The 19,419-nt window shown below is 62.8% G+C and carries 16 protein-coding genes; 7 read left to right on the top strand and 9 right to left on the bottom strand.

The window, feature by feature from the left end; all coding sequences use genetic code 11:
- The first annotated feature begins 190 nt into the window (after positions 1-190).
- The 5 genes from ACO2Q4_RS22000 to ACO2Q4_RS21980 all read left to right on the top strand — a co-directional run bounded on the left by ACO2Q4_RS22000 (position 191) and on the right by ACO2Q4_RS21980 (position 5,838).
- Positions 191-1,795, top strand: a complete 1,605-nt coding sequence (locus ACO2Q4_RS22000; protein WP_311760488.1) for a peptide ABC transporter substrate-binding protein — start codon at positions 191-193, stop codon at positions 1,793-1,795.
- A gap of 75 nt (positions 1,796-1,870) precedes the next feature.
- A complete protein-coding gene (oppB, locus tag ACO2Q4_RS21995) occupies positions 1,871-2,788 on the top strand; it encodes an oligopeptide ABC transporter permease OppB (protein WP_311760489.1) in 918 nt (305 codons plus the stop codon).
- 3 nt (positions 2,789-2,791) lie between these two features.
- Positions 2,792-3,715, top strand: a complete 924-nt coding sequence (locus tag ACO2Q4_RS21990; protein ID WP_311760490.1) for an ABC transporter permease subunit — start codon at positions 2,792-2,794, stop codon at positions 3,713-3,715.
- Position 3,716: 1 nt separating this feature from the next.
- Positions 3,717-4,835, top strand: a complete 1,119-nt coding sequence (locus ACO2Q4_RS21985) for an oligopeptide/dipeptide ABC transporter ATP-binding protein (protein ID WP_423321950.1) — start codon at positions 3,717-3,719, stop codon at positions 4,833-4,835.
- A complete protein-coding gene (locus ACO2Q4_RS21980) occupies positions 4,825-5,838 on the top strand; it encodes an oligopeptide/dipeptide ABC transporter ATP-binding protein (RefSeq protein ID WP_395133508.1) in 1,014 nt (337 codons plus the stop codon). Before ACO2Q4_RS21985 ends, ACO2Q4_RS21980 begins: the two co-directional genes overlap by 11 nt.
- Before the next feature lie 64 nt (positions 5,839-5,902).
- On the opposite strand, the gene ACO2Q4_RS21975 is transcribed toward ACO2Q4_RS21980, so the two are convergent.
- The 3 genes from ACO2Q4_RS21975 to acs form a co-directional block, all read right to left on the bottom strand.
- A complete protein-coding gene (locus ACO2Q4_RS21975; RefSeq protein WP_311760521.1) occupies positions 5,903-6,271 on the bottom strand; it encodes a response regulator transcription factor in 369 nt (122 codons plus the stop codon).
- 58 nt (positions 6,272-6,329) lie between these two features.
- Complete coding sequence (locus ACO2Q4_RS21970; protein WP_311760493.1) at positions 6,330-8,120, bottom strand: MFS transporter; 1,791 nt, start codon at positions 8,118-8,120, stop codon at positions 6,330-6,332.
- A gap of 271 nt (positions 8,121-8,391) precedes the next feature.
- Positions 8,392-10,347, bottom strand: a complete 1,956-nt coding sequence (gene acs / locus ACO2Q4_RS21965) for an acetate--CoA ligase (protein WP_395133510.1) — start codon at positions 10,345-10,347, stop codon at positions 8,392-8,394.
- Between the two features lie 243 nt (positions 10,348-10,590).
- On the opposite strand from acs, the gene ACO2Q4_RS21960 reads away from it, so the two are divergent.
- The gene (locus tag ACO2Q4_RS21960) at positions 10,591-11,079 is read left to right on the top strand and encodes a HugZ family protein (RefSeq protein WP_423321949.1); all 489 of its coding nucleotides are present in this window, start codon (positions 10,591-10,593) and stop codon (positions 11,077-11,079) included.
- 36 nt (positions 11,080-11,115) lie between these two features.
- Here the strand turns inward: ACO2Q4_RS21960 and ACO2Q4_RS21955 are convergent, their stop codons facing one another.
- The 3 genes from ACO2Q4_RS21955 to ACO2Q4_RS21945 form a co-directional block, all read right to left on the bottom strand.
- Positions 11,116-13,074, bottom strand: a complete 1,959-nt coding sequence (locus ACO2Q4_RS21955) for a glycosyl hydrolase family 28-related protein (protein WP_423321948.1) — start codon at positions 13,072-13,074, stop codon at positions 11,116-11,118.
- 24 nt (positions 13,075-13,098) lie between these two features.
- Entirely contained in the window at positions 13,099-13,410 is a 312-nt protein-coding gene (locus ACO2Q4_RS21950) for a hypothetical protein (RefSeq protein WP_423321947.1), read from the bottom strand.
- Positions 13,411-13,547: 137 nt separating this feature from the next.
- Positions 13,548-15,137 (bottom strand): lysine--tRNA ligase, encoded by a 1,590-nt coding sequence (locus ACO2Q4_RS21945; protein WP_395133513.1) that lies wholly within the window; start codon positions 15,135-15,137, stop codon positions 13,548-13,550.
- Between the two features lie 86 nt (positions 15,138-15,223).
- On the opposite strand from ACO2Q4_RS21945, the gene ACO2Q4_RS21940 reads away from it, so the two are divergent.
- Positions 15,224-15,646: a tellurite resistance TerB family protein gene (locus tag ACO2Q4_RS21940; protein ID WP_311760498.1), complete on the top strand. Its 423-nt coding sequence runs from the start codon at positions 15,224-15,226 to the stop codon at positions 15,644-15,646.
- A gap of 3 nt (positions 15,647-15,649) precedes the next feature.
- Here the strand turns inward: ACO2Q4_RS21940 and ACO2Q4_RS21935 are convergent, their stop codons facing one another.
- From ACO2Q4_RS21935 to ACO2Q4_RS21925, 3 genes are read right to left on the bottom strand one after another with little or no spacing between them, the layout of a single operon-like run.
- A complete protein-coding gene (locus tag ACO2Q4_RS21935; protein WP_423321946.1) occupies positions 15,650-17,119 on the bottom strand; it encodes a D-alanyl-D-alanine carboxypeptidase/D-alanyl-D-alanine-endopeptidase in 1,470 nt (489 codons plus the stop codon).
- The gene (locus ACO2Q4_RS21930) at positions 17,116-17,721 is read right to left on the bottom strand and encodes a nicotinate-nucleotide adenylyltransferase (RefSeq protein WP_311760500.1); all 606 of its coding nucleotides are present in this window, start codon (positions 17,719-17,721) and stop codon (positions 17,116-17,118) included. Before ACO2Q4_RS21930 ends, ACO2Q4_RS21935 begins: the two co-directional genes overlap by 4 nt.
- A gap of 3 nt (positions 17,722-17,724) precedes the next feature.
- Positions 17,725-19,395 carry a formate--tetrahydrofolate ligase gene (locus ACO2Q4_RS21925; RefSeq protein ID WP_423321945.1) on the bottom strand — a complete coding sequence of 557 codons (1,671 nt, stop codon included), beginning with the start codon at positions 19,393-19,395 and terminating at the stop codon, positions 17,725-17,727.
- Between the last annotated feature and the right edge of the window lie 24 nt (positions 19,396-19,419).

The following is a 19,419-nucleotide window of genomic DNA, read 5'->3' as shown; positions in this document are numbered from 1 at the left end:
GACTTGCCGGAACGCGCGCCGCCGGTCACCATCGTGATGCGTGGGATGCTTGTCATGACCGAGTTGTTTCACATGCGGCAGCATCGGGAAAGCCGCAATCGCGCTTGCTGCCTGACAGGTTCCACGCTAACGTTGACTTTCGCCCGCGGTGGAGGACCGCGGCGACAATAACATCTTCAGAGAGGTTTCAATGAAACGCCTGTTCCTGACCACGGCCCTGACCCTCGGTCTGACCGCGCCCGCCTTTGCCGTTCAGCCGGCCGCGGGCGAGAAGCTTGCCGAGAACCAAACCTATACCTTCTGGCTGCTCGACGCGATCAAGACCTCGGATCCGCACAAGAACACGGATGTCGAAGGGTCGGACATCATCCGCCAGCTGTTCGAAGGTCTGCTCAACGAAGATGCCAAGGGCGCGCCGATTCCGGGCGTCGCGACATCGTTCGACCTGTCGGACGACAAGATGACCTATACATTCCACCTGCGCCCCGAGGCGAAATGGTCGAATGGCGATCCCGTCATCGCGGGCGATTTCGTCTATAGCTGGCAGCGCCTCGCCAATCCCGAGACGGCGTCGGAATATGCCTGGTTCATGGAGTTGATGAACGTCGAGAACGCGACCGCCGTGGTCAAGGGCGAGAAGAAGCCCGAAGAGCTGGGCGTGAAGGCGGTTGACGATCACACGCTGGTGGTCAAGCTGACGACCCCCACCCCGTATTTCCCCAAGATGGTGACCCATGCCTCGACCTTCCCGGTCAATCCGAAGGTCGTCGAGGCCGAGGGTGACAACTGGACCCAGCCCGGCAAGCTGGTCGGCAACGGCGCCTATGTCCTGAAAAGCCACGATCTTGGCGTTCAGATCAGCATGGACAAGAACCCCAACTATTGGGACGCCGCCAATGTCGTGATGGAGCATATCAAGGGCCTGACCGTGAACGACAACAACGTCGCCCTGACCCGCTTCCAGGCCGGTGAGCTTGACCGCGTGCAGATCCCAGCCGGGCAGTACCCGCGGCTTGAGAAGGAGTCGCCGAACGAGGCGATCTCGATCCCCTATTCCTGCACCTATGCCTATCTCTTCAACCTGCGCGACAACGGGCCCGAGGCGCTGAAGGATGTCCGCGTCCGCAAGGCGCTGTCCTATGCGATGCAGCGCGATGTCGTGGTGAACCAGATCCTGCAGGGCGGCCAGAAGCCCGCCTATAACTGGACCCATTGGGCGATCGAAGGCTTCAAGATGCCCGATATCGACTATGCCAAATGGACCCAGGCCGAGCGGCTGGAAAAGGCCAAGGCGCTTCTGGCCGAGGCAGGCTATGGTCCCGACAAGCCGCTGAAGCTGACGCTGCAATACAATACCGACGAGAACCACAAGAAGATCGCGGTCGCGGCGCAGCAGTTCTACAAGCAGCTGGGCGTCCAGATCGAGCTGAACAACGTAGAATGGAAGGTCCATACCGACCGCTTGCAATCGGGCGATTTCCAGATGGGCCGCTATGCCTGGTGTGCGGATTACAACGAGGCCTCGACCTTCCTTGATTATTTCCGAACCACGGGGATGAACTACGGCAAATATTCGAACCCGGCCTTCGACAAGCTGATGGACGAATCCAAGACGTCGGAGGATCCGAACGCGCAATACACCGCTGCCGAGCAGATCCTGGCCGAGGACATGCCCCTGATCCCGATCTATCAATACGCCAAGGTCGACATGATCCGTGACGACATCAAGGGTCTTCCGACCGAGAACGTCATGAACGACTGGTATGCGAAGGACATCTACCGCATCCAGAAATGACCCGGCCCGGTGGCGGTCCCCGTTTCGGGACCGCCCCGCGGTTGTCGTCCGGCACCTCGTTTCAGGAACCTGTACGTGTTCGGTTACATTCTCCGGCGCATCGCCGTCGCCATCCCGACGCTGCTTCTGCTGATCGTCGTTTCCTTTCTGCTGATGCATGCCGCGCCCGGCGGTCCCTTCACGCAGGAACGCGCCCTGCCCCCGCAGGTGCTTGCCAATCTGAATGCGAAATACGGGCTGGACGATCCGCTATGGCGCCAGATCGTCAACTATGTCTGGGGCATCGTGGCGCATTTCGATTTCGGCCCCAGTTTCGTCTATCCCGACCGCTCGGTGAACCAGATCATCGCCGCGGGCTTTCCGGTCACGTTGACCTATGGCGCGCTGTCCTTTGCGGCGGCCGTGCTGGTCGGGGTCTCGCTGGGGGTGACGGCGGCGATCCGGCAAAATTCGTGGATCGACTATCTTGCCGTCGGAACCTCGATCGGAGCGCAGGTCCTGCCCAACTTCGTGATGGCACCGATCCTGGTCCTTGTCTTCACGCTGTGGCTGGGTTGGCTGCCGGGCGGGGGATGGGGTGGCCCCATCTTCTGGATCATGCCCGTCATCGCCATGTCGACAAGCTTCATGGCCTCGATCGCGCGGATCACGCGTTCCTCGATGCTGGAGGTGCTTGGCTCGAACCACATCCGCACCGCGCGGGCCAAGGGCCTGCCGGAACGCAAGGTGATCTTGCGCCACGCGCTGAAGCCCGCGCTGCTGCCGGTGATCTCGTATCTGGGTCCAGCCTTCGTGTCGATGATCACCGGGTCGGTGGTCGTCGACATGTATTTCTCGACCGGAGGCATCGGGCGCAGCTTCGTCGATTCCGCGCTGAACCGCGACTATGCGGTGATGATGGGGATCACCATCCTGGTCGGCGCGCTGACCATCCTTTTCAGCCTTGTGGTCGACGTGCTTTACGCGTGGATCGACCCGAAGATCAGGTACTAGGCCATGATCGACACCCAACAGATGAACTCGCTGGCGGCCCGCATGGCCGAGGCCGAGGTCAAGGGCCGCAGCCCCTGGGCAGATGCCCGCCGCCGGTTCCGCCGCAACAAGGCCGCCATGGTCAGCCTGGTCGTGCTGGTCGTGGTCATCCTGTTCGCCATCTTCGGCAGCCATCTTGCCGCCTGGTCGAACGAGGAGATGGATTTCTCGGTCATGGGTCAGGCCGCGCAGCTTGGTGCGCCGTCCTGGGCGAGCGGCCATTACTTCGGCACCGACGACCTTGGCCGCGACCTGTTCTCGCGCACGATACAGGGCACCCAGGTCTCGCTGATGGTCGGGCTGATCGGCGCGGGCATTGCCGTGGTCGTCGGCACACTTTACGGCGCGACGGCTGGCTATGTCGGGGGCCGCACGGATGCGGTGATGATGCGGATCGTCGATATCCTGCTGGCCATCCCCTATATGTTCGTGCTGATCCTGCTGCTGGTGGTCTTTGGCCGCTCAATGTCGATGCTGTTTCTCGGCATCGGCCTGATTTCCTGGCTCGAAATGTCTAGAATCGTTCGCGGTCAGACTCTTAGCCTGAAGAATCGAGAATTTATCGAGGCCGCGCGGGCGACCGGCGTTCCGGGGTGGAAGATCATCATCCGGCATATCGTCCCGAACCTTCTGGGCGTGGTCGCGGTCTATGCGACGCTATTGGTGCCGCTGATGATCCTGTCAGAAAGCTTCATCAGCTTCCTTGGCCTTGGCGTGCAGGAACCCCTGACCTCCTGGGGGGCGCTGATTTCGGAGGGTGCGGGCACCATGAACTATGGCACGCTGTGGCAACTGGCCTTTCCGCTGTTCTTCTTCTGCATCACGCTGTTTGCCTTCTTCTTCGTCGGAGATGGGCTGCGCGATGCGCTTGACCCGAAGGATCGCTGAGATGAGCCTTTTGCAGATCCGCGACCTGAACGTCCGTTTTACCACCACTGATGGCGAGGTCTCGGCGGTCAATGGCATCGACCTGGACCTGGCGCGGGGCGAGACGCTGGGAATTGTCGGCGAATCCGGTTCGGGCAAGTCGCAACTCGCCTTTTCGATCATGGGGCTGCTGGCCCGGAACGGCCGCGCCACCGGCTCGGTCAGCTTCGACGGCACCCAGATCCTGAACGCGCCTCCGACGATCCTGAACCGCATCCGCGCGGAACGCATCGCCATGGTCTTTCAGGATCCGATGACCAGCCTGAACCCCTATATGCGCGTATCGGACCAGATGGCCGAGGTGCTGGTCCTGCACAAGGGCATGACCAAGCGCGAGGCCGTGGCGGAATCCGCCCGGATGCTGGAGGCGGTCAAGATCCCCGATGCGCGAGGCCGGATCGGGCTTTACCCGCATGAATTCTCGGGAGGTATGCGCCAGCGGGTAATGATCGCGATGGCCCTGCTTTGCCGCCCCGACCTGCTGATCGCGGACGAGCCGACGACCGCGCTGGACGTCACTGTGCAGGCCCAGATCATGGAACTGCTGGCCGACCTGCAGCGCGAATTCGGCATGGCAATGATCCTGATCACGCATGACCTGGGTGTCGTCGCGGGGTCCTGTGAACGGGTGATGGTCATGTACGGCGGCCGGGTGATGGAGCGCGCGCCGGTCGATCCGCTCTTTGCCGATCCGGCCCATCCCTATACGCAGGGCCTGCTTGCCGCGATCCCGCGCGTGGATCAGAAAGGCGATCAGCTTTCCGCGATTCCGGGCAGCCCGCCCAACATGACCCATCCGCCCGCGGGCTGTCCCTTTGCCCCGCGCTGCGCCTATGTCATGGACGAATGTCGCGTTCAGATGCCTCCGTTGATCGGCTTCGCAGCGGACCGGGAACGCGCCTGCCACGCGACACTTGCGACCGTGCGCGGCGGGCATGCACCGCAGGCGGATTTGCCAGAACCCGCCGCCGCCGATCTGGCCGAAGAGACGTTTTCCGATCCCCATGATTGGGTGCCGCAGGGTGCCGTCCTGGGCACCGGCGCCGCCGGAAACCCGCAGGAGCCTGCAGATGACCGCTAGACCCCTGATCTCGGCGCGCGACCTGCGTGTCACGTTCGAACTTCCCGGATCGGGTGATCTGCCATGGACGCCGCCTCGATTGCTGCAGGCGGTGGGCGGGGTCGATTTCGACCTGATGCCGGGCGAGACACTGGGCATCGTCGGCGAATCCGGCTCGGGCAAGTCCACTCTGGCCCGAGCCCTGATCGGGCTGGTCCCGTCGACGGGCCGAGCCATCTGGCAGGATGGCACCAACCTGATCGGACTTTCGCCCCGCAAGATGCTGAAATACCGCAGCGAGATCCAGATGGTCTTTCAAGACCCGCTGGCCAGCCTGAACCCGCGCATGACCGTGGGCCAGATCATTGCCGAGCCTTTGACCACGCATCACAAGGGTCTGGGCCGGGACGAGGTCAAGCGTCGCGTCAAGGACATGATGGACCGCGTCGGCCTGTTGCCGAACCAGATCAACCGCTATCCGCACGAATTTTCGGGCGGTCAGTGCCAGCGGATCGGTATCGCACGTGCGTTGATCGTCCAGCCCCGGCTGGTAATCTGCGACGAGCCGGTTTCGGCGCTGGACGTCTCGATCCAGGCGCAGGTCATCAACCTGCTGGCCGAGCTTCAGCGCGATCTGGGCCTTGCCCTGATCTTCATCGCGCATGACCTGTCGGTGGTGAAGCATATCTCGGACCGGGTGCTGGTGATGTATCTGGGCCGGGTCATGGAACTGGCCGATGCCGAGGTGCTGTATGGGTCGCCGCAGCACCCCTATACGCAGGCGCTGCTTTCCGCCGTTCCCATACCCGATCCGCAGTTGGAGCGGCAAAAGCGGATGATCCCGCTGAAGGGTGAGCTGCCTTCGCCCATGAACCCGCCCTCGGGCTGTGTGTTCCGAACGCGTTGCCCCCGCGCCCAGCCCCTTTGCGCGGCCGAACGCCCCCTTCTGCAAGGCGCGGCGCATCTGACGGCCTGCCACTTTCCGGGCGCATTTCGACCCGAGGAACTGGTGCAAATCGCCTGATGCAAAAATGAGGGACCCGGCGCACAGGCCGGGTCCCCGCTTTCCATCCCTGTCAGTTTCTTGTTCAGGCCGCGCCCAGAAGGCGGGCCATTTCATCGCGCAACTCGGCCAGTTCGAACGGCTTGGCGATAAAGCCGTCAGCTCCCAATTCCATCCCCCGCCTGCGCTCGACAACCGAGCCGCGGGCCGTCATCAGCAGCACGCGGATGTCGCGCAGGCCAGGATCGGCACGCATCGCCTCGATGATCTCATAACCCGAAACATCGGGCAGCATCACGTCCAGCAGCACGAGATCGGGGCGGTTGCCACGGATCACGCTGAGCGCCTCGGCGCCGCTGGCCAGGCGCTGGTGGCGGTGGCCCGCGCGGGCCAGAAGGAATTCCAGTGCGAGGGCGATATTGTCCTCGTCCTCGACGATCAGGATGTTTGCCATCATCAGGCCCGGTTGGAAAAGGTCCGGGCCCGCTGTCGCAGGCCCGGCAAGGCGGTCGTCAATCCTTGAAGATGTCCTTCTTGTGGGTGCCGTTCGGAACGAAGATCGCCCCGATCACCACCGTGCAGGCCGCAACGATGATCGCATACCACAGGCCTGCATAGATGTTCCCCGACTGCGCCGAGATCGCAAAGGCGGTCGCAGGAAGCAGGCCACCGAACCAGCCGTTGCCGATGTGATAGGGCAGCGACAGGCCGGAATAGCGGATACGGGTCGGGAACAGTTCGACCAGCATGGCCGCGATCGGGCCATAGACCATCGTCACCAGGACGATCAGATAAGTCAGGATCAGGACCACCGAGAGTTTCTGGATGGTGAAGATGTCGAAGAAGTGGTTGGCCTTGGCGACGGTGGTGTTCGCCTCGGCGGTCAGCGGATAGCCGGCACCGCTCAGCGCGGCGTTCACCGCCTTTTCGAAGCCGGATTTGGCTGCGGCCAGGTCGGCGCCGGTCAGCGTTGCCGCGTCATAGGACGGGATCACGGTATCGCCGATCTTGACCTCGGCCACGCCACCCGTCGTGGCTGCACTTACGGTTTCATAGTTCACCGAAGATTTCGCAAGCAGCGCCTTGGCGATGTCGCAGGACGAGGTGAACTTGGCCGTCCCGGTCGGGTTGAACTGGAACGAGCAGGTGTCCAGGTCGGTCGAGACGGTGACCGGAGTCATCTGCGCGGCCGCCAGAGCCGGGTTCGCGGTCTTGGTCAGGATGTGGAAGACCGGGAAATAGGTGATCGCGGCCAGAAGGCAGCCCCCAAGGATGATCGGCTTGCGCCCTATCTTGTCCGACAGCGCGCCGAAGAACAGGAAGCCGCCGGTGCCCAGGATCAGCGACCACGCCACGAAGACGTTGGACGAGAAGCTGTCGACCTTGACCACGTTCTGGATGAAGAACAGGGCATAGAACTGGCCGGAATACCAGACGACCGCCTGGCCCGCCGTCAGGCCCAGCAGGGCGATCAGGGCGATCTTGCCGTTCTTCCAGGTACCGAAGGCCTCTTTCAGCGGGGCTTTCGACTGCGCGCCTTCTTCCTTCATCTTCTTGAAGGCCGGGCTTTCGTTCATCTGCAGGCGGATATACAGCGAGATCCCCAGCAGGAAGATCGAACCCAGGAACGGGATCCGCCAGCCCCACAGGTCAAACGCCTTGATCATCTTGGGCGTGCCGTCCGCGTTCAGCACAGCCTGGCCGGTCGCATCCAGAACCGGCGTCGGATCCCAGTTGCCGTTGATATAGCTTTGCACGATCAGGATCACGATCAGCGACAGCAGCAGGCCCAGCGTCGCGGTGGTCTGGATGAACGCGGTGAAGTAGCCGCGCTGCCCCTGGGGCGCGTGTTCGGCCACATAGACCGCGGCGCCGCCATATTCGCCGCCAAGCGCCAGGCCCTGCGCCATGCGCAGGATGATCAGGATGACCGGCGCGGCAACGCCCCAGCTGCTATAGCCCGGCAGCAGGCCGACCAGGAATGTCGAAAGACCCATGATCAGGATGGTGGCAAGGAAGGTGTATTTCCGTCCGATCAGATCGCCCATTGCGCCAAAGACCAACGCGCCGAAGGGCCGGACGATGAATCCCGCCGCGAAGGCCAGCAGAGCAAAGACGTTGCGCGTGGCTTCGGGGAACGAGGTGAAATACTGCGCCCCGATGATCGCGGCGAGCGAGCCATAAAGATAGAAGTCATACCACTCGAAGATGGTCCCCGCCGAGGAGGCGAGAATGACCTTCTTCTCCTCGGCGGTCATGGGCCGCGAGCGGGTGCTCGCCACATCCGTCTGATTATATGCCATATAGGCTCCTCCCTGTTGCCAGTCTCCTCTGACCGGCTGTTGTCGGATTGAACGGGACCGTCCCCTGCCGCGGCATGGCCGCAGGGCTGATGAGGGGTCCTGCCCTCCTCGATGCTGGTAGTCCGCACTTCCTGCGGTTATTCAGTTCCCGTGTCCGAAAACCTCCCCCTTCGGGCACGGCCTTCTGCATGGGACGCAGCGCGATCAGGCCTGCGTCAGCCGGCTTTCTGCCGGCGGATGCACCGGGCCGTGGGGCCCGGTGCCACGTTCATTACGGCCGGTTCATCCGGTTCTCGATCAGATCCTCGACCACTGCCGGTTCGGACAGGGTCGAAATGTCGCCAAGCGCGCCATAATCGTTTTCGGCGATCTTGCGCAGAATGCGGCGCATGATCTTGCCCGAGCGCGTCTTGGGCAGGCCGGGCGCCCACTGGATCAGGTCGGGCTTCGCGATCGGCCCGATTTCGGTGCGGACCCAGGTTTCCAGCTCGCGCTTCAGCTCGTCGCTGGGATCGACCCCGTTCATCAGGGTGACATAGGCATAGATGCCCTGCCCCTTCAGGTGATGCGGATATCCGACCACTGCGGCCTCGGCGACCTTTTCATGGGCGACAAGGGCGCTTTCCACCTCGGCCGTGCCCATCCGATGGCCCGAGACGTTGATCACGTCATCGACCCGACCGGTGATCCAGTAATACCCGTCCTCGTCCCGGCGGCAGCCGTCGCCGGTGAAGTAATAGCCCGGATATTGCTGGAAATAGGTCTCCATGAAACGCTCGTGGTCGCCCCAGACGGTACGCATCTGGCCGGGCCAGCTGTCGGCGATGCAAAGCACCCCCTCGGCCGGATTGCCCTTCAGCACCTCGCCGGTCTGGGCATCCAGCACCTCGGGCTTGACCCCGAAAAAGGGCAAGGTCGCCGAGCCTGGTTTCGCCTCGATCGCGCCGGGCAGCGAGGTGATCATGTGACCGCCGGTTTCCGTCTGCCACCAGGTATCGACGATCGGGCAGCGTCCCTTGCCGACATGCTTGTCGTACCAGACCCAGGCCTCGGGGTTGATGGGCTCACCCACGGTGCCCAGAATGCGCAGGCTGGTCAGGTCATGCTTGTCGACCCATTCCGGTCCCTGTCCCATCAGCGCGCGGATGGCGGTGGGGGCGGTATAGAACTGCGTGACCTTGTGCTTTTCGCAGACCTGCCAGAAGCGGCTGGCATCGGGCCAGGTCGGCACACCCTCAAACATCACGGTGGTTGCGCCATTGGCCAGCGGACCATACAGGATATAGCTGTGGCCGGTGACCCAGCCCACATCCGCGGTGCACCAGAAGACGTCGCCGTCGCGATAGTCGAAGACATACTTGAACGTCATCGCCGCATAGGCAAGATACCCGCCCGAGGTATGAACGACGCCCTTGGGCTTGCCGGTCGAACCCGAGGTATAAAGAATGAACAGCGGATCCTCGGCGTTCATCGGCCGCGGCGGGCATTCAGGGCTGACTTCGGACATCAGCTTCAGGACGTCGACATCGCGCCCCTCGATCCATGTCGTCTGGTCCCCGGTATGCTTGACGACCAGGCAGCGCACCCGATCCGAGCAATGCAGAAGCGCAGCGTCGGTGTTGGACTTCAGCGCCGTGCGCCGGCCGCCCCGTGGCGCGGTATCAGCGGTGATGACAAGCTTTGCCCCGCTGTCATTGATGCGGTTGGCCAGAGCGTCCGGAGAAAATCCTGCGAAGACAACGGAATGTACTGCCCCGATCCGCGCGCAGGCCAGCATCGCATAGGCCGCCTCGGGGATCATGGGCATGTAGATGACGACCCGGTCGCCGCGCATGACGCCCTGGCTCAGCAGCACGTTGGCGAAACGGTTCACCCGGTCCGACAACTCGGCATAGGTGATGTGGCGGGTCGGCGCCGTCGGATCGTCGGGTTCGAAAATGATCGCGGTCTGGTTTGCGCGCGTCGGCAGGTGGCGGTCGATGCAGTTGACCGCGACGTTCAGGATGCCGTCCTCGAACCACTTGATCGAGACCTGGCCCATCGTGAAATCGGTATTCTTGACGATGCTGTAAGGATGGATCCAGTCCAGCCTCTTGCCCTCGCGCGCCCAGAATCCTTCGCTGTCAGAGATGGATTCGTCATAAAGGCGTTCGTAATCCGCGGCGTTCACCAGCGCATCCTCGAAGCCGGCGGGGATCGGGTGTTTGGCAGTATTCTCAATGGACATGGCGGGCCTCCTCTACTCGCTCGTCGAAGGCCTTGCAGGCGCGCCACTCCCCCTGGCACGACCGTTTCCTGGCAAGGCTCCGGTTGTGCGATACGTTAATACCAACCTGACATGTCCGTAAACCTTTTTTTCATAACGACAATTTTGTAAATTAATTCACTGCATGGTCGGTGAAATAGTAAAACTTTGACAAAGCGAGCAATGGCCTTGCATCGGGTTAAACACAATGCTGAAACTCTCGTCATGGAAACCAACCCGATCCGCCCGACCGACGATCAGGCACGCGAACTGGCCCGGCGGCTGATCGCGCAGATGCGGCATGCCGCCCTTGGAACGCTGGATTCAGAAAGTGGCATTCCCCTTGTCACCCGGATCGCGGTGCAAGCGGATGCGGACGGCACGCCGCTGGCGCTGCTGTCGGGACTGGCCGCGCACAGCCGAGCGCTGGCCGCCGATCCGCGCGTCGGATTGCTGGTCACGGACGACGCCGCGGCCAAGGGCGACGCCATGACCCATGCGCGCTTGTCGATCCTCGCCAACGCCGAACTGGCGCCCCCTGATCCGCAACGCCGCGACCGCTGGCTAGCCCGCGATCCCAAGGCCACGGTCTATATCGACCTTCCTGATTTCCGCTTCTGGCGGTTGGTCCCGGTGTCGGCCTTGCTGAACGGCGGCTTTGGCCGCGCTTTCCACATCCAGCCGGCGGACATGGTGAAACCCCCGGTGGCCTAAGGCCACCGGGAGCGTTGAGATTTGTGCCATCTCAGCCTATTCGGGGCTGTCCATCCTGACGCGCAGTGCCACGGATCCCTTGGTGGCCGCGCTCCAGTTGATGCCGATCTGCTTCTTGCTGCTGCCTTGGGCAAGCTGGAACCAGGGCATCTCCATGACCCGCCCGTTCGAAGCCGTCGTGATCGGCCCCGTCGCCACCAGTGACTCGACCCGCTTGGCCCAGCCGTTGAAAGGCAAAGCCACGTCCACCGGCACCAACCAGCGCGACGCCGCCGAGCTTTGGGTGAAGCTGACATCCACGGGGTTCGCGACATAGGTCAGCACGCCGTTGAACATATTCCCTTGGAACTGGATGTTACGCATCCGGGTATAGTCCAGGTTGGCAAAGGTCGTATCGACCTTGTCGATGCGGTTGATCTTGTTGTTCAATGACTTGAAGACGTTTCCCAGAACTGCAAGGCCATGGATGAAATGGCCGGTGCCATAGGGCTTCACCACCAGCCAGTTGAATCCCAGGCCGGTATCCGATGCAAGAAAGGTGTTCCCGGTGACCGTCAGGCCTCCAAAGGAATACTCGTTGCCCTCGAAATTCGGGCGCGCGTCATGTTCGTTCGTCCACTCGATCGAGCAGTTGTCGATATAGTTGCCGGTAATGGTCGCCTGCACATTGGGCTGCGTCAGGATCAGCCCGCCAAAGCGGACGCCATTCTGTGCGGCGTCACCCTGAAACCAGTGGTTCCCTTCGATCATGTGTCCACCGCCGCTGGCCACCATGAAGTGACCAAAGCGGATGAAGCGGCTGTGGCGGACCTTGGTATCATTGTTGTTGACGTTCAGCGCGATCGTGGTGCGGTTCTGCGCCAGCTCGCCCATTTCGTTCGACAGGAACTCGCAGCGATCGACCAGCATCCCCTGGCACGCGGTCCCGATTGAGGTGATGCCGCGGTCCTTTGGACGGGTGAAATAGCAATCGCGGAAGCAATTCATCGATCCGTTCTGCGCCAGCATGACGCCGCTGGCATTTCCGTCCAGAAGGAACTCCACATCGTCAAAATTCAACCGGCTCAGTTGTTCCATTTCGGAAAAGTCGAAGGCATAGCGGTAGCGCTCGAAAGTATAGCTGCGCGTGCCCGCCCCGCCATAAAGCGGCTGGGACAGCGTCAGGGTGCTCGCAGCGATGTTGCGCGCGCGGACATAGACCTCGCGACCGACACCGTTCCCGATCACGCGCGAACCAATCTCGATGCCCGACACGTTCGAGACAGCAGTCATAACCAGCGGATTTGCCGGATTATATGTCGCCTTGGCCGCGACAGAGCCGGTATTCCACGCGGTTCCCGGCACGATCGAGATCTGGCCGTTGGTGATGACCCTGCGGTTGGCAAAGCTGCTCAACCCCGGCGCAAATTCCGAGGTCTTGATCGGCTGCGTCAGATGGACCGTCCGCCCGCACAGGTCCAGCGAACCGTGATCGGTAAAGCCGAACAATGCCTGCAACGCCCGACGCATCCCTTCGGTCTCGTCCCCGAAGGCCGCAGCATAGGTCGGATAGTCGTAGCGGCCTGTCAGCACCAGCTTGGCTGCCCGCGGCATCTTCAGCGTGCCGACGAACCGGACCGGAGCGCTCAGGTTCAGGTCTGAGCCGATGTAGTAACTCCCCTCGGGCACCAGAATCTGGCCTGATCCTGCCGCCTGGTTTGCCGCGACAAAGGCCGCACGGTCGTCGACCACACCATTCCCGACCGCGCCGAAGTCCCGGACATCGACCCAGTCGAGCATCCCGGGCACGAAAGCCGCTGTCACGTCCTCGATCACCATGTTCTCGATGCGGATGGCGCCGTTGTTGTCGCCCAGAAGGTCCAGACCGAAATAGCCGAAAGCGGCGTTCCGGCCCCAGGCCATGTCGACGCCCGGCCTGCTGCCACTGCCGACGATGGCTGAAACCTCGACAACTTCGCCGTAATTGGCGACGGTAAAGGTTGGGCCGACCTGCACGACATTGGCAAGGTTCGCCCCGCCCTAGGCAGCAGCAAACCCCGCGATGCGCACTTGGGGGATGTTCCCGGCGATCACCTTCATGCGGGTGGAAATACGCAGATAGATGCCGGGGTTGATCGGCGTCTGCCGCATATGTCGCAGCGACGTCACGTTTTCCGTCTTCAGGATTTCAAGGCAACTCCCGAAATCCTCGTCGGCGGGCACGACTGAGGCATTTGGTTGGGCTGCCCAGGTCGGCGATCCCGCGCTGCCGTCGGTGCGCGACCAGAATTGCAAGCCCAGCCGGAATTCACGCGGCATCAGCGTTTTGCTGCCAACAATGGCGATCGTCATGCCAATATCTCCCTTTCCCAATCAAGCGAGGCCGGGGCCGCGCGTTCGGGTCAGAAACTGGCAATCTCTTGTTAACGAAGCTTTAACCATGCGCGCGCGGCAACGGGGCCGCGCGCAACAGGAGTGGGAGCAGGGCCTTAGTTCGCCGGTTCGGCGACCAGCTCGCCTGCAAGCGCCCGTTCGATCAGCTTGCGGGTTTCCCCGACGCCGTAAAGCGCGATGAAGCCACCGAAGCGCGGGCCCTGATCGGCACCAAGCAGAACCTGGTAAAGCGCTTGGAACCAGTCCTTCATCGGCTCGAAACCATGCTCGCGACCGATGGCGAAGACCATCGTCTGCAGCGCCTCGGCATCGGCTGGCTGATCCCACGCGGCCAGGCGGCCCGCCAGATCCTCCATCGCGCGGCGCTCGATCTCGGTCGGGGCGCGGAAAGTCCGGGTCGGCGCGACGAAATCGTTGAAGTAGCGCACAGCGAACTCGGCTGCGGCATCCATGGCCGGGTTCGTCTCCGGGCTCGCCTCGGGCGCGTAGCGGCGGATAAAGCCCCAGAGCCCCGTCTTGTCCTTGGCCCCCGCGACCGAGGCAAGGTTCAGCAGCATCTGGAACGGCACGACCATGTCCGAGGCCGGAACCTCTCCGCCATGGATGTGCCAGACCGGGTTCGCCAATTGCTGTTCGGGCGTCTGGTCGGGATAGGCGCGCAGTTGCTGATGATATTCGTCGACGGCTTTGGGGATCACGTCGAAATGCATCCGCTTGGCGGTCTTCGGCTTCTGATACATGAAATAGGACAGGCTCTCGGTCGCGGCATAGGTCAGCCACTCGTCGATCGACAGGCCATTGCCCTTGGATTTCGAGATCTTCTGCCCATGCTGATCCAGGAACAGTTCATAGGTGAAATGCTCGGGTTTGCGACCGCCAAGGATTTCGCAAATGCCGTCATAGATCGGCGTATTCGTCGAATGATCCTTGCCATACATCTCGAAATCGACGTCCAGCGCGGCCCAGCGGGCGCCGAAGTCGGGCTTCCACTGCAGCTTTACCTGACCGCCGGTGACCGGCAGCGTCAGTTCCTGCCCGTCCTCGTCAAAGGTGATGGTGCCGTTTTTCGCGTCGACATGCTTGATCGGAACGTAAAGCACCTTGCCGGTCTTGGGGCTGATCGGCAGGAAACAGGAATAGGTCTGCTGGCGTTCTTCGCGCAGGCTGGCCAGCATGACTTCCATGATGGCGTCGTAGCGTTCGGCCGCCAGCAGAAGCGTGGCGTCGAACTGCCCGGATTTGTAGAACTCGGTCGCGCTGATGAATTCGTATTCAAAGCCGAACGTATCCAGGAAGCGGCGCAGCATCGCGTTGTTGTGGCCACCAAAGCTGTCATATTCGCCGAACGGATCGGGCACCGAGGTCAGCGGTTCCTGCAGGTGTTCGTGCAGCATCTCTTGCTGGGGCACGTTTTCCGGAACCTTGCGCATCCCGTCCATGTCGTCCGAGAAGCAGAACAGCCGCGTTGGGATGTCCGAGATCATCTGGAAGGCGCGACGGATCATCGTCGTGCGCGCAACTTCGCCGAAGGTACCGATATGCGGCAGACCCGAGGGACCATAGCCCGTTTCAAACAGGACATAGCCCTTTTCTGGGTCCTTTTTCTCGTAACGCTTCAACACACGGCGGGCCTCTTCAAAGGGCCAGGCCTTGGATTTCATCGCGGCGTCACGCAGAACGGTCATTTCGGGTCTCCATTGCTGAACCTTCCCCGTATTGAAACCATACCAAATGGTCAATAATTACCCCCGAAACGCAACGGAGTTTTGCCATGGTCGACAACCTGCCCTCTTTCTCGCCCTGTGACGCGCTGGTGGCGGTCATGGTCGGGGTCTCGGCGTCGGACCAGAACCTCCGCACGGCGGAGCTGGTGGCGATCGAGCGCGCGGTGAACCACACGCCGGTCTTCGCGAATTACGACATCGACCGCATCCGGGCGATCTCGCAGACCGTCATCTCTCTGTTCGAGGAAGAGGACGGGCTGGATGCGCTGTTCGGGCTGGTCCGCGACTCGCTTCCCGAAAGGATGTACGAGACCGCCTATCTTCTCGCCTGCGACGTCGCCGCATCGGATGGCCGGCTGGGCGAGGTCGAGGCCGAGATGCTGGCCGAGATTCGCGACCAGCTTGACATTGACCGCCTGCATTCGGTGGCCATCGAATTCGCGACGCGGGCGCGCCACCGCATCCTGTAAGGCTCAGCGAACGACGCTGGCCTGACCTGCCGCGACAGCCGGACCTGCGATCTGCGCGGGTCCGCGATCAAGCCAGCCCTCGATCATCGCCTGCTGCATGATCTTGGACCGTCGTGTCCAGCTTCTGACGCCTTCGGGCAGTTCGCGCCCCTCGTTTGCGGCCCGGCGTGGTTCATCGCCGGTCAGGATGGTGAAGGCGATCTCGCGCCCATCCGCGGCCTTGGCATAACCCGACAGGTTCGACACGAAGTTCAGCGTCCCGGTCTTGGCAAGGACGGTGATGTCGCTGTCCTTTGCCTGCCCCTTCTCGTCGCGCAGGGGGATGTGCTTCAACAGGTCCCGCAGGCCGTCCCGGTCACCCTCCTTCACCAGAAGTCGCGTCAGCGAGACGGCGGTCAGCCGGTTCTGGGCGGACAGGCCCGAGTGGTCGTGGAATTCAAAATGATCCTCGGGCAGAATGGTGCGCAGCCAATCCTGCATCTGCTGTGCCGAAGCCTGCGGGCTGGCCGCCCCGCTGGCCGAAAGCCCGATCGCCTCGGCGGTCAGGTTGGTCGAGTATTTCAGCATCCCGCGAATGATCTGGGACAACGGGGCGCTGGACAGCGTCGCGACCTCGGTCCCGTTCGGTGCGGCATCCTGCACCTCAGGTGTTGGCAGAACCAACCCCTTGGCGCGGCAAAGCGTCTGGAACACGTCACCTGCATAAAGTTCAGGGCGGCGGACGGGCAACCAGCGCGCGCCGGATTTCCCCATCGCGCTGCGCGCCATGGTCCAGCTTTCCTTCTTGCCGCTGCCATCATAGGTGAACAGCGGCGAGGCGCGGTCCGCCGCCCCGACGGCGACGGTATAGGACCGCGGCGACTGGCTGCCGCCCCGGGCCTCCAGCATGAACTGCCCGGCTTTCCAGCCCAGATGGACCCGGTTGAAGTTCAGGATCATTCCGGAAATTGCCGGATTATAGGGCAGGTAATCGTCCTGCTCTTCGGCGATGCGGTCGCGGCGCGGCAGCGCCCCACCCCAGACAAGGAACCTTTTGGGCGGGGTTCCCTGCCACGCCTTTGCCGTATCGGCGGCAAGCCTGGCCAGCCCGTCGGTATCCAGCAGCGGATCCGCGCCCCCGGCAAGGATCAGGTCGTCGCCGCTGCGCAAAACTCGGGTGACGAAGCGATGGTCCGGCCCCAGCTTTTGCAACGCGTAAAGACTTGTCACCACCTTCAGCGTGCTGGCCGGGGCCATCATCGCATCGGCATGGCGCTCAGCCAGGACAGCCCCCGTTGCGGCATCCATCACCGCGAAGGAAACCTCTCCGCCAAGCTTCGCCTTGGCCACCGCGGCCTCGACATCGAACAGCACCTCCGGCAGCGTCGCCACCGGTGCAACCGCCCCGATCTGGGCCTGCGCGCGCGCCAGCACCGGATACATGACGACCGTGGCCCCCAGACCGGCCAGCAGGCCCCTTCTTGTCAAATTCATCCGTTCCCTCCGGCATCATTCGCCCGGATTGCAGTCGAGGACTGCTTGTTCAGCGGCACGTTTATCATGGCCCAAGCCGGCGGGGAACGATCGGCCAACCCGCCTGCATGCATTTCCGGTACACGATTTCGCCATAAAATGCGAGCGGTGCGGGAAAATCTCGCGGGCATCCGCCACCCCGGACGTGCGATGATACCGATCGGCACGCGAGACGCGATCTCGGTCCAGCGGTCCCATTTGTCGAATTGGACCAGATTGTCGGCCCCCATCAGCCAAACGAACCGCACCCCGGGATATAGCCCCTGCAAGGCGGCGATCGTATCCGCGGTCATGCGGGTGCCAAGCCGGGTCTCGATATCGGTGACGCTGACACGAGGATCGCGCAGAACCTGACGGGCCCGCGCAATCCGCTGATCCAGCGGCGCAGGACCGTGCGGCTTAAGCGGGTTGCCGGGGCTGACCAGCCACCAGACCCGGTCCAGACCGAACCGTCGCAGCGCCTCCTCGGTGATGTTGACATGCCCTTCATGCGCGGGGTCGAACGAGCCTCCAAGCAGTCCGATCCGCATTCCTGCGCGCGCGTAAGGCAGCCCCACACGCACCGTTCAGAACAGTCCGTCGATCCGGCCGCGTTCGTCCAGCCCGATCCGCACGGCCGCAGGAACACGCGGAAGGCCGGGCATGGTCATGATGTCGCCGCAGATCGCGACGACGAATCCGGCCCCGGCGGACAGGCGTACCTCGCGCAGCGGGATGGTGAAACCGCTGGGCGCGCCAAGCGCAGAGGGGTCGGCCGAAAAGGAATATTGCGTCTTCGCCATGCAGACCGGCAGAGAGCCATGGCCCGCAGCCTGCCATTCGGCCAGCTTCTCGTGGATCGCGGGAGGTGCCTCGACGTGATCGGCGCGGTAGATGCGCTTGCAGATCGTCTCGATCTTCTGCCACAGCGACATTTCGTCAGGGTAAAGCTTCTCGAAGCGCGCCTCGTCGCCCTCGGCCAGTCGCGCGACGGCACGGGCCAGCTCTTCGGCGCCCTTGCCGCCTTCCGCCCAGTGGCGACACAGGACCGCCTGCACCCCATGCCCCGCGCAATAGTCACGGACGGCCGCGATCTCGGTTTCGGTGTCCGAGGTGAAGTGGTTGATCGCAACGACGACGGGCAGGCCATAGCCGCGCAGGTTCTCGATATGGCGGCCCAGGTTGGCGCAGCCTGCTTCCAGCGCGGGCACGTTTTCGGTCCCCAGATCGGCGCGCGCGACGCCGCCATTCATCTTCAGCGCGCGGACAGTCGCGACCAGCACCACGGCGGCGGGGGAAAGCCCTGCAAGGCGGCACTTGATGTCCAGAAACTTCTGCGCCCCCAGATCCGCGCCGAAACCAGCCTCGGTCACGACGTAATCCGAGGTCGCAAGCGCCGTGCGCGTCGCCACCACCGAATTGCAGCCATGCGCGATATTGGCAAATGGCCCACCGTGAACCAGCGCGGGATTGTTCTCAAGCGTCTGGACAAGGTTGGGTTGCAGTGCGTCGCGCAACAACGCCGTCATTGCCCCATCGGCCTGCAATTCGCGCGCGGTCACGGGCTGGCGGTCGAAGGTCTCGGCAACGATGATCCGCCCCAACCGCGCCTGCAGATCCGCCAGGTCCGAGGCAAGGCACAGGATCGCCATCACCTCGGACGCCACGGTGATGTCAAAGCCGCTTTCGCGCGGATGCCCGTTCGACGGACCGCCAAGCGCGACAGTCGTCTGGCGCAGCGCGCGGTCGTTCATGTCGATGACCCGCCGCCAGGTTACCCGCCGCGGATCGATGCGCAGGGCGTTGCCCCAGTGGATATGGTTGTCGATCAATGCGGCGAGCAGGTTGTGCGCACTGGTGACGGCATGGAAGTCCCCCGTGAAATGCAGGTTCATTTCTTCCATGGGGACGATCTGGGCCATGCCGCCACCTGCGGCACCGCCTTTCATGCCGAAATTCGGACCAAGGCTGGCTTCGCGGATGCAGATCGTCGCCCGCCGCCCGATCCGGTTCAGCGCATCGCCAAGTCCGACGGTAGTTGTTGTCTTTCCCTCGCCCGCGGGGGTCGGATTGATCGCGGTGACAAGGACAAGCCTGCCATGGCGATGGCTGTTCAACCTGCCGATGAATTCATGCGTGATCTTGGCCTTGTCATGGCCATAGGGCAGGAAGTCATGCGGGCCCAGCCCAAGCTTGGCCGCGATCTCTCCGATCGGGCGCTTGCGGGCTTCGCGGGCGATTTCGATGTCCGATTTCATGCTGTCCCTCATGGTCAACCTGGC

The sequence above is a fragment of the Paracoccus sp. KR1-242 genome, assembly GCF_049446195.1.
GTDB lineage: Bacteria > Pseudomonadota > Alphaproteobacteria > Rhodobacterales > Rhodobacteraceae > Paracoccus > Paracoccus broussonetiae.
Note: the sequence above shows the minus strand (reverse complement) of the source record. Positions and strands in the feature narration are given on the sequence as shown.